This is a genomic window from Erwinia amylovora, assembly GCF_017161565.1.
Lineage (GTDB): Bacteria > Pseudomonadota > Gammaproteobacteria > Enterobacterales > Enterobacteriaceae > Erwinia > Erwinia amylovora.
Genome location: NZ_CP066796.1, coordinates 3102573 through 3114460, shown reverse-complemented (window position 1 = coordinate 3114460; position 11888 = coordinate 3102573). Strand labels below are relative to the sequence as shown.

At 59.8% G+C, this 11888-nt stretch carries 7 protein-coding genes; all 7 read left to right on the top strand.

Annotated elements, in window-relative coordinates; all coding sequences use genetic code 11:
• The first annotated feature begins 31 nt into the window (after positions 1-31).
• Positions 32-1996: a type VI secretion system Vgr family protein gene (locus JGC47_RS14195; RefSeq protein WP_004159869.1), complete on the top strand. Its 1965-nt coding sequence runs from the start codon at positions 32-34 to the stop codon at positions 1994-1996.
• Between the two features lie 22 nt (positions 1997-2018).
• Positions 2019-3086, top strand: coding sequence for a PAAR domain-containing protein (locus JGC47_RS14190; RefSeq protein ID WP_004159867.1), 1068 nt, complete (start codon positions 2019-2021; stop codon positions 3084-3086).
• Positions 3087-3109: 23 nt separating this feature from the next.
• Positions 3110-3544 (top strand): hypothetical protein, encoded by a 435-nt coding sequence (locus JGC47_RS14185; RefSeq protein ID WP_013035846.1) that lies wholly within the window; start codon positions 3110-3112, stop codon positions 3542-3544.
• Between the two features lie 23 nt (positions 3545-3567).
• On the top strand, positions 3568-4635 hold the full coding sequence (locus tag JGC47_RS14180; RefSeq protein WP_004159865.1) for a hypothetical protein: 1068 nt from the start codon (positions 3568-3570) through the stop codon (positions 4633-4635).
• A gap of 273 nt (positions 4636-4908) precedes the next feature.
• Positions 4909-6843, top strand: coding sequence for a type VI secretion system Vgr family protein (locus JGC47_RS14175; protein WP_004159864.1), 1935 nt, complete (start codon positions 4909-4911; stop codon positions 6841-6843).
• Positions 6840-7289 (top strand): DcrB-related protein, encoded by a 450-nt coding sequence (locus JGC47_RS14170; RefSeq protein WP_013035847.1) that lies wholly within the window; start codon positions 6840-6842, stop codon positions 7287-7289. Before JGC47_RS14175 ends, JGC47_RS14170 begins: the two co-directional genes overlap by 4 nt.
• A complete protein-coding gene (locus tag JGC47_RS14165; RefSeq protein WP_013035848.1) occupies positions 7279-11886 on the top strand; it encodes an RHS repeat-associated core domain-containing protein in 4608 nt (1535 codons plus the stop codon). The genes JGC47_RS14170 and JGC47_RS14165 overlap by 11 nt, the downstream gene beginning before the upstream one ends.
• Positions 11887-11888 lie beyond the last annotated feature (2 nt).

The following is an 11888-nucleotide window of genomic DNA, read 5'->3' as shown; positions in this document are numbered from 1 at the left end:
CGCGCGGGCGCTGTTTTCCCGGAGTCATTCCATGTTTGATCGTATCACCGTGCAGCTGCCGATGGACGGCCTGCTGTTCTGGCGCCTGAGCGGGCGCGAGGCGCTGTCGCAGTCGTTTGAACTGAGCGTGCAGCTGCTAAGCACCGATGCGCGCATCGAGCGCCGGGCGCTGCTCGGCCAGCCGATCACCGTATGCATTCCCACTCAGGGGCTGCTGAACACGCGCTACCTGAACGGCAAAATCACCAAAGTCTCGGTCAGCAGCCAGGCGCTGGGCGGCACGCGCTATGCCGTGTACAACCTGGTGATGGAGCCGGACCTGTGGCCGCTGAAGCGTGACAAAAATCTGCGCATTTTCCAGGGCCAGACGGTGCCGCAGATCGTCAAAACCCTGCTGGGCGAGTACAACGTGACGCTGGAAGATCGGCTGACCGGCAGCTACCGCAGCTGGGAGTACTGCGTGCAGTACCAGGAGAGCAGCTTCAGCTTTATCAGCCGCCTGATGGAGCTGGAAGGGATCTACTACTACTTCCGCCACGAGGCGGACGGGCACACGCTGGTGCTGATGGACGCGGCGCAGCAGCACCGGCCGTTCAGCGGCTACGAGGCGATCCCGTACCACGTCACGCCGTCCGGCGGCAGCACCCGCGAAGAGGGCATCGGCCTGTGGTCGCTGGAGGACAGCGTAACGCCGGGGATGTACAGCATCGACGACTACGACTTCCGCAAGCCGAACGCGTGGATGCTGCAGGCGCGGCAGAACCCGGCCTCGCCGCAGCCGGGCGCCATCGACGTCTACGACTGGCCGGGGCATTTCGTTGACCACGACCACGGCGAGTTCTATGCGCGCATCCGCCAGGAGGTGTGGCAGGCGGAGCACCAGCAAATCAGCGCCGCCGGCACCGCGCTGGGGCTGGCGCCGGGCCACACCTTCACGGTACTGAACGCGCCGTTTATCAGCGATAACGGCGAGTACCTGACCACGGAGGCGTACTACGAATTTGAAGAGAACCGGTACGCCAGCGGCGACGGCAGCAGCGGCACGAAGCACAATATCGCCATCCGCGTGATCCCCTCCGCAGTGACCTTCCGCGCGCCGCCGGAAACGCCGTGGCCGCGCACCCACGGCCCGCAGACGGCGAAGGTGGTGGGTCCGAAGGGGGAATCGATCTGGACCGACAGATATGGCCGGGTGAAGGTGAAGTTCCACTGGGACCGGCTGGCGAAGGGCGACGACACCAGCTCGTGTTGGGTGCGCGTCTCCAGCGCGTGGGCGGGCCAGGGCTACGGCGGGGTACAGATCCCGCGGGTGGGCGACGAGGTGGTAGTCGACTTTATCAACGGCGATCCGGACCGGCCAATCATCACCGGGCGCGTGTACAACGAGGCCAGCATGCCGCCGTGGGCGCTGCCGGCCGCCGCGACGCAGATGGGCTTTATGAGCCGCTCGAAGGACGGACATAAAGACGCGGCCAACGCGCTGCGCTTTGAAGATAAGGCCGGTCATGAGCAAATCTGGATCCATGCAGAAAAAAATATGGATACCGAGGTTGAGCACTGCGAAACCCATGATGTGGGCATCGATCGCCATAAAACCATTGGCCGCGACGAGAAAAGCACCGTTAAACGCAACATGCTGGCTAACGTGGGCGTGGATGCGACCAGCAATACCGGGGCGAAACACACCATCAACGTGGGCGGGGATCAGGCCGTTCTGACCATGGATAAGCAGGGCAACGCGTTGCTTGAAGCCACTGCCAGCATCAGGCTGAAGGTGAAAAATAATTATATCCTGATCACCCCCTCAGCCATCGAAATTCAGGTAGCGGAAGGGGACCTGATGGCGGAAAGCGAGAAAGGGGCCTTATTTAAAGGCACAGACATTACCCTGCTGGGCGGCGGAACCAATGCGGAGCTAAGTGCTAATGACACCGTCAGCATTACCGGAACCAACGCTACCGATATCAAAGGTGCGCTGGTCAAAGTGAACAGCTAACCGGACGGGATAAGGGATCTGCATGGGTAAGCCAGCGGCCAGAGCGCGAATTGATAACGGCGCTCACAGTGGCCCAATACAATCCGGAAGCCCTGATGTCATCATTGGCGGTTTCCCGGCGGCAAGGAAAGGCGACACGTTAAGCTGTTCGCAGCATGGCGGCGGGATTATCGTCGGCGGTTCTGCCAGCGTAATCGTCAACGGACGACCTTTGGCGAGACGGGGAGATAAAACCCAGTGCCACAGCGGCGGGAAACCGCCCGCCCAGCCCCCTAAAGCCGCGCCGCCACAGTACTGGGGCGCAACCCTGGCCAAAAACGCGGCTAAAGACGGGTTATTACACGGCGACCTCTACGATGCGCGCATGCTGGGGGCTTTCGCCAGTACGGAAGATAAAACCGGCGATGGTGATCCAGACACCGCCTCGTTGGGATTTGCCTGGGCAGACCTCACTTTGGGCAATATGAAAAGTGGCAGCCTGTTAAGGGGGGAAAGCCGTACTAAGGTTGCTTTCGGCAATGCTGGCGGGACCTATTATGGCTATAGCGGTGATAGCGACATTGCCGGTTTTAACACCAGCGCCTCTGCCAGCGGCGTTCAATATGGCGGAACAGCTGCAGCGGGAAGGCAGAGCGGACTGTACGGCAGTATCACCGGGGATGTAACGGTTGCCACCGCCGAAACAAAGCTTGTCGGTGAGGTATATAAAGGTAACCAGGGGCGTTATGGATTTAACGCCGAAGCGGGCGCGGAAACGGCAGTCGTTAAGGGCGAGGCCGCGGTGAATATAGATGTCTATGGCGTTTTTGTATCGGAGGCTAAGCTCGGGGGGACTGGAGGTGGCGTAGGTGCATCTGCGGGATTTACAGGGTACTTCGATACTACCGATTATTCTATAAATGCACGTTTATCTGGCGAACTTGCGATAGTAGTTGGCCTTAAAGGTGATGTTTCGTTGAAAGTTGCTTTCAAGAAAATCGTAGATTATATATATAAGGGTGTGGGGGGTGAAAGTGAAATAATAGCTAAAGTTGATTCTGGTGATGGTGGGGTTAATACGGGTTGTGTCACGGTTTTAATTGGGGATTGATAAGTTTAGTGGGGGCAGTGATAATGAAATGGATGTTTTTTTTGATTTTCTTATTTGTTAATTTTTATTATTTGTGGAATGGAAAGGATAATTTTAGCAAAAAAACATGGTTGCTATTTGGTCTAAGTTTTATTGGAGTGATTGTTGGTGCTATTATATTCGGTTTTGCATTAAAGAATCTTGTATTGGTGTGGCCTGTCATTACTATTTCCACGGCGAAATTTTTAACTATGGCCGTGGGAGCATCATTTACCGCAGTCCTGGCAATGAAGTTTCTTATTGTCATGCTATGTACAATGTTTTCAGGGTTTATGAGATTTCATAAAAAATATAACTCAGAAAATTATCAAGCGCTCTCATCGCTTTCAAAGGGTTTTTCCCCATCGCTACTTATACTGGCGAAATGTGTTGTTTCATGCGGTAGCGTGTTAATCTTTTATGGCATTTGGCTGGCGTGATTATCTGTCGTTGAGGTATTTCGATGAGCATTAAATTTGGTTTTGACTTTCCGCTAAAATCTCCTTTCACGCAGGAAGAGGTGCAACAGCGCTTCTGGAAATGTCTGTATACCTCAGCAGATCAGCAAATGCTGCATTACTGGGTGGTGCTGCCGCACAGAGTACAGCCTGCCGAACTGACCCCGGTAAACTTCCCTGAAGTGGGATTAACCAATATCGGGCGTTATATCACTAACGACGAGTCGCCGTATCTGGAAGTGTGGGCGGCGTATCAGCACTGCCGCTGGGAGATGAATGCCTCGGACTGGCTGTTTAACCGTCTTGATATGATGGGGGAAAAAGTGCTTCATCAGCGTATCATTGATAACCCCTCGGGCAGCGGCAGTTTTGCCGATGTGTTAACCCTGAAAACGCATGGTTCCGGCGATGAGGTGATTTCGCGCTATACGGTGCAAAAGGACTACAACCCGAAGGACGGTGGCGGTAATTACTTCCTGTTGAAAGCATCCTGTGCCGCGCGCGACTATGCGGCATTAGCCAGCGATATCTTTGCCATTGTCGTCAGTTGGGATCTTCTGCACCGCAGTAATCTGGCAACGGCTGAACTATTGACTTCGGTCGACGTAAATAAAACCAGCTCGTTTAAGATCCCCGCTTCGTGGAAAGCCAAAGGTATAGCAGATAATCGCCTGGTGGTTGAACACACGCTGAATGATATTAATTACGGTGTGGTGAACATCTGCTTCTATCCAAAAGAACGCTATCAATCACCGAATGACGTTTACAGAGATTCCACCGCACGTTTTCATCAACAGGATAACGGGATAACCCTGGATGCCAGGGAAATGGAGATCGTCGCTAATGAAGTTAATGAGGCTTCAAGCGATGTTTTTTATACCTGCACCGGCGAAATATTCAGCGCGACGGAAAATATGCGCGCCTACTATCATATGGTGATATTCAAGCAGGCTGATTATTGGTGCTATGCTGAACTGGTCGGGAAACATAAAAATCATAAAGACTATCGTTACGAAGAAAATAAGCGCTGCCTGGAACTGTTTTTATCAACTATAACAATGATTGAAGAGTGATTATTACTGACGGCGGATAAGCTGCCGGGCTTAACGATATTCAGTTGCAATATTTCCCGGCGTTAACAGGCGCGTGGCTGAATAGTTTGCATGCACTAAATCCGATAATTATATCAACCGACTTAATGTCTCATCTCACCATTTTTATTTCCAATCGTTTAATATTAGTCGTCATGATTGTCATCAGTAAAATATGCTGGTGCCTGGCTGCTAAAACCGCAGAATTTATATCACGCCCGCCACCGTGCGGGCGCTGTTTCAAGGAGCAGAGTTATGTTTGATCGTATCACCGTGCAGCTGCCGATGGACGGCCTGCTGTTCTGGCGCCTGAGCGGGCGCGAGGCGCTGTCGCAGTCGTTTGAACTGAGCGTGCAGCTGCTAAGCACCGATGCGCGCATCGAGCGCCGGGCGCTGCTCGGCCAGCCGATCACCGTATGCATTCCCACTCAGGGGCTGCTGAACACGCGCTACCTGAACGGCAAAATCACCAAAGTCTCGGTCAGCAGCCAGGCGCTGGGCGGCACGCGCTATGCGGTGTACACCCTGGTGATGGAGCCGGACCTGTGGCCGCTGAAGCGTGACAAAAATCTGCGCATTTTCCAGGGCCAGACGGTGCCGCAGATCGTCAAAACCCTGCTGGGCGAGTACAACGTGACGCTGGAAGATCGGCTGACCGGCAGCTACCGCAGCTGGGAGTACTGCGTGCAGTACCAGGAGAGCAGCTTCAGCTTTATCAGCCGCCTGATGGAGCTGGAAGGGATCTACTACTACTTCCGCCACGAGGCGGACGGGCACACGCTGGTGCTGATGGACGCGGCGCAGCAGCACCGGCCGTTCAGCGGCTACGAGGCGATCCCGTACCACGTCACGCCGTCCGGCGGCAGCACCCGCGAAGAGGGCATCGGCCTGTGGTCGCTGGAGGACAGCGTAACGCCGGGGATGTACAGCATCGACGACTACGACTTCCGCAAGCCGAACGCGTGGATGCTGCAGGCGCGGCAGAACCCGGCCTCGCCGCAGCCGGGCGCCATCGACGTCTACGACTGGCCGGGGCATTTCGTTGACCACGACCACGGCGAGTTCTATGCGCGCATCCGCCAGGAGGTGTGGCAGGCGGAGCACCAGCAAATCAGCGCCGCCGGCACCGCGCTGGGGCTGGCGCCGGGCCACACCTTCACGGTACTGAACGCGCCGTTTATCAGCGATAACGGCGAGTACCTGACCACGGAGGCGTACTACGAATTTGAAGAGAACCGGTACGCCAGCGGCGACGGCAGCAGCGGCACGAAGCACAATATCGCCATCCGCGTGATCCCCTCCGCCGTGACCTTCCGCGCGCCGCCGGAAACGCCGTGGCCGCGCACCCACGGCCCGCAGACGGCGAAGGTGGTGGGTCCGAAGGGGGAATCGATCTGGACCGACAGATATGGCCGGGTGAAGGTGAAGTTCCACTGGGACCGGCTGGCGAAGGGCGACGACACCAGCTCGTGTTGGGTGCGCGTCTCCAGCGCGTGGGCGGGCCAGGGCTACGGCGGGGTGCAGATCCCGCGGGTGGGCGACGAGGTGGTGGTGGACTTTATCAACGGCGACCCGGACCGGCCAATCATCACCGGGCGCGTGTACAACGAGGCCAGCATGCCGCCGTGGGCGCTGCCGGCCGCCGCGACGCAGATGGGCTTTATGAGCCGCTCGAAGGACGGCACGCCGGACAACGCCAACGCGCTGCGCTTCGAGGATAAGGCGGGCGAGGAGCAGCTGTGGATCCAGGCCGAGCGCAATATGGATACCCAGGTGAAGAACGACGAAAGCCACCAGGTGGGCGGTAATCAGTCTCTGACGGTGCAAAAAACGCTCAACTGCTCGGTATCAGGCCATTATAACCAGCAGACGCAGCACACGCGCACGGAACTGGTCGGCGATGATTACGTTCTCAACGTGCAGGGCTTGCTGAATATAGCCTCCGGTGCGGGCATCAGGCTGGTAAGCGGTGACAGCATGCTGATCCTTGATCCCAACGGCACCATTTCGCTGCAGTGCAGCAACCTGCAGATCAACGCCTCCGGGCAGGGGGAAATCAATACCGGCGGTACGCTCGATCTCAATATCCAGCAGCCGGCTAAAGGCGCAGCCCCGCAGCCCACGCCGGGTGAGATCACCAGCCTGGTGAACCAGGCCTTTAAAGCCCCGGATTCAGGGAGCGATGCATGAGCCAGCCAGCAGAATATGTCCTTTCGGAAGGTATTCTCCTGCTGCCGGAAACGGCACAGGACCACAGCGTCACCATTGTTAAACTGCTGAAGTCGCGCGCCACGCTGGTGATCACCCGCGCCTGGGACGTCCGGCCCGGCGATGAACAGGCGTATATTGACCAACAGCTGGTGAAGGTAAAGCGTGATATGAAAAACTTCGCTGGCGATGAACCGCAGGAGAGTCGCTTCGGGCCGCTGCCCGCGCGTGAAATCGCCATGCGCTTCGAGACGCAAGGCGTCAAAGTGGCACAAAGGCTGCTGGTGGTAAGGCTGGAAAGCCACCTGCTGGCGCTCACCTTCAGCTGCAGCGGGGGCTTTGATGCGGAAGCGCTGGCCGTCTGGGACGATATCCGCCAGGGCTTTATTCCGACAACGGCACCGGGAGGCCCGGGCGATGGCGGATAAGTTAACGGCGGCAACCCTCGGCGATCCGCTGGTTCACAGCTCGCTGCTGGCTGACTTTGCCTGCGGGCTGGCGGAAGGGGCGATCTACCTCGCGGTGTTTTCCGCCGGGGCGGCGATGGCCGCCAGCGGCGTTGGCGTGGCGCTGGGTGCTGCGCTGGTGGTCGGGGCCATGGTCAACGGTTTTCCGGAACGCATCGGCAGCTTGGTCAGCGATACGGTCGATGGCCTGCTGGACAGCCTCGGCATGCGTGGCCCGCCGGATGCCACCATCACCAGCGGTTCTCCCAACGTGCGCATCAGGGGGAAAGCGGCGGCGCGTGCGGCAGGCATTGTGGATATGATCACCGATCTTCCGGCTGAAGGTCCGGCAGTGGATGCGCTTACTGTCGCCATGGCGATGGCGGCCGGCGTTGCCGATACCGTGCGCCATCCGGGTGCCTTCCTCAGCGCGCTGGGCGACAGCATCAGCCAGACCAGCGCACAGGATGTCGGCGACTTGTTTAAACATACCTGGCACGACACCGTACGGCCGGTGGTGGAGAGCGCCAGTCCCTTTGCTTCCCCGGCCGCCCGGGACAGCATCCTGTGCAGCAAGCATGCATCCGATGCCGATAACGTACTGGCCGAAGGCTGCGAAAAAGTGCTGATTAACGGCCAGCCGGCGGTGCGCAACGGCCACCGCAGCAGCTGCGAAGCGAAGGTCGAAGTCAGCGACGATACGCGGGTACGCATCGGTGGTAACACCATGGTGGTGCGCGAAATTCGCAGCGGTAAAAGCGCCATCGCCTGTTTTATCGGCAATCTGCTGGGTGGCGGGCTGGGTAAAGAGCTGGGCGCAATGGCCATCCAACTGCTGGATCGCAGCGTGGCGCGGCTGATGGTGCGGCGTGCGCTGCGCCAGACCGTCTGCGCCCTGGGCGGGGAAGCGGCCGGAACGGCCATCTCCGCCAGCGCGGCGGCGGGCGGTGGCGCGGTGGCGCGTGCGGCTTCCCACACCCCGCATCCGGTGAATATCGCTCTTGGCTCCAAGATCCTCGCCGGTGAAGAAGATCTCGACTTTGTGCTGCAGGATCGCATTCCGCTTTACTGGCAGCGTGTCTGGCACAGCCGCAACGCCGCCTGCGGCATGCTCGGCAGCGGCTGGATGCTGCCGTTCGAGACCCGTCTGCTGCAGGTGCGCGCGCCGGACGGCAGCCTGCATTTCACCTGGCGTGATATCTCCGGCCGCGAGCTGGGCCTGGGCGAAGTGCGCCCCGGCGACGTCATCCAGTTCCACGAAGACGGCTTCACCCTCTACTGCACCCTGCAGGGCGTACTGGTGATGCAGACCGCACAGGGCGAGTTCTTCCTCTACGAGCCTGACAGCACCCGCACCGGTGAGTGGCGCATTGCGCGCCAGTACGACCGTCACGATAACTGCCAGCATTTCAGCTGGAACGATGCCGGGCAGCTGGTAGCCATCACCGGTGATAATGAGGCGCTGGACGTGCGCCTGAGCTATGAGCCGCAGCACGGGCGGCTGGCGGCGGTGCATCAGCAGGTGGACGGTGCGCCCCGGCTGCTGGTGCGCTACGACTACAACGCCGGGGGGCAACTGTTGGCGGTACGGGATGCTGACGGCGTAGTCACCCGCCGCTTCAGCTGGGATCGCGCCAGCGATTTGCTGGCGTCACACGGCTATGCAAGCGGGATGAACATCACCTACCGCTGGCAGCCCGCAGCCGGTGCGGCAAACTGGCGGGTGGCGGAGTACCAGGTTTGCGACGGCACGGAATGCCTTGAACACTGGCTGATTGACTGTGACGAACAGGCGCGGCGCGCTACCGTCACCTGCCTGTCCGGCAGCAGCAGCGAACACTGCTGGGATGAGCAGGGCCGCATTACCGCCTGGACCGACGGCTACGGCGCGCAGTGGCGCTACCGCTGGGCGGAGGAGGGTGAACTGTTGCTCAGCAGCGAAGGCCCGGAAGGGCGGCGCTGGGAATACGGTTATGACGACCGCGCCAACCTGACGCGGGTCACCGATCCGCTCGGACGGGCGACGCTGACCCGCTGGCACCCGGTGTGGGCGCTGCCGGAGCAGGAGGTGACGGCGGACGGCGCGGCCTGGCGCTATCAGTACAACGCCGCGGGTGACCTGGTGACGGTCACCGATCCTGAGGGCGGCGTTACCCGCTTTGACTGGAACACACAGGGCGACCTTATCAGCCGCACCGACGCGCTGGATAACACCCAGCATTTCTGGTGGGACGCACGCGGCCAGCTGCTGCGCGACGAGGACTGCTCGGGACAGAAGAGCCACCGCTGCTATGATGCCGCCGGCATGCTGGTCAGCCACACGGACGCCGCCGGCAACGGTACGCGCTGGCAGTGGAGTCCGGCCGGTCGTCTGCGCATGTTGCTCCGCGCCGACGGCCGCGAAACGCGCTATGAATACGACGAAGCCGGGCAGCCGTGCGCCGAAATCGTTGATGGCCACAGCGAGCGCCGGGTAAACCGCAACGTGCGCGGTCAGGTGATCGGTGAGATCGACCCGGCGGGTCACGCCACCCGCTACCGCTATGACCGCTTTGGCCGCATGACCGGATTAATCAACGCCAACGGCGAACGCTGGCAGTTTGAATATGACAACGGCGTGCGGCTGCTGGCGCAGACCGACTATGCCGGCAGGCGCAGCCGCTATCGCTATGACGTGCTGGGGCAGCTGACGGCGGTGACGCGGCAGCCGCTGGCGAATGATACGCCGCCGCTGCCCGAACAGACCACGCTGATGGAGTACGATGCGCTGGGTCGCATCAGCGCGAAGCAGACGGCGGAACAGCGAACCGCGTACGCATATCAGCCGCATGGCATCACGCTGCACAGGGTGGCGCTGGCACGGTGGCGGCAGGCGCAGTCTGCGGGGCGGGCGGCAGAGTGGGATGAAACGCTGACCTTCAGCCACGACGCGCTGGGCAACCTGCTAAGTGAGGAGAACCAAGGCGGGCGCTGGCAGCATCAGTACGATGCGCTGGGCAACCTGCAGCAGAGCACGACACCCGACGGGGCGGCGCTGCGGTTTATGCGCTACGGCAGCGGGCACCTGCTGCAGGTTGACCTGCAACAGGCGGGCCGCCGCGTGGAGCTGGCGGGCTACCGTCGCGACGCGCTGCACCGCGAGGTGACGCGCAGCCAGGGGCCACTGAGCCTGGAGACGCGCTATGACCGGGCCGGGCGCATCGTGATGCGGCGCAGCGCGCTGCTGGAGCGGCGCTACCAGTGGGACGGGCTGGACCGGGTGACGCAGCAGATGCTGATTCAGGGCGGCGGCGCGAAGGCGGACGAGGCGGAGTTTGCGCAGCAGCGCTTTGGTTACGATGCGCTGGGCCAGGTGACCAGCCGGCTGCGGCCGCAGCACGCGGAGCGTTTTCACTACGACGCGGCGGGCAACCGCACGGCCCATCCGGGCCAGACGGTGTGGCACAACCTGCTGCTGCGGCTACAGGGTGCGCGCTGGGAGTATGACGGCTTTGGCCGCCTGGCGTGGCGGCGCGCGGGGCGTGACGGTACAGAGCAGCGCTTCGCCTATGACGACGAACACCGCGTCAGCGAGGTCACGCTGACCGGCCACCGCGAGTACAGCCGGGCGGTCTACCGCTATGACCTGCTGGGGCGGCGCACGCAGAAGATCCTCTACCGCCACGGCGAGGCGGAAGAAAACGCCGAGGTTATCCACTTCGACTGGAGCGGGCTGCGGATGGTGGGCGAGCGCAGCAGCCGCACGCCGCAGCGGCGCACGCGCTATATCTACGGCGAGGGCGGCTGGGAGCCGCTGGCGCGGGTGGACAGCGTGGGCGAGGACGACCCCGGCGAGGTGTTCTGGTATCACACGGAGCTGAACGGCCTGCCGGAGCGGATGACGGATGAATACGGCGAACGGGTATGGCAGGGGCGTTTCTCGGCGTGGGGTGAAGCGGAGCACGAAAGCAGCCCGCGCGGGCTGCGGCAGAATCTGCGCTTCCAGGGGCAGTATTTTGACGCCGAGACCGGGCTTCACTATAATTTATACCGCTATTATGATCCGGTGGGTGGAAGGTTTACTCAGACAGATCCGATCGGGTTGGCGGGGGGAGTGAATACCTATGCTTACGTTCCTGACCCTCTCAATTGGATCGACCCGCTGGGATTAAAAGCCAGATGTGCACCTACTAAAGAAAATGATCATAATCAGGCAGCATTTGGTAGACAGTGGCAGGGAAGAGGAATTTATAAAGGTCGTGATTCGTGGTCAAATACTATGCTAAAAGAAGGTGACATTGTTTATGGTGGTGCACCTGGACAGTCTGGCTTCTATTTTGACAAAGCCACTTTGGATGCGGCTGGCGGTAGCAGAGAAAAACTCTGGAAAAGCTTACAAGTTCTACCTCACCCAACATATGGATATAGAAGTAAAATACAAGCTTACCGTATTAAAAGAGAAACAATTGCTGGTACTGGTAAGGCTTTATCACAAGATCCGTCCCAAGGATTTGGAACAGGTGGCGGGACGCAGTTCTTTTTCTCTAATTATAAAACCGTCTTAGAGCCCATTGGAAATCCTTTTGGATTAGGTAGTTAAAA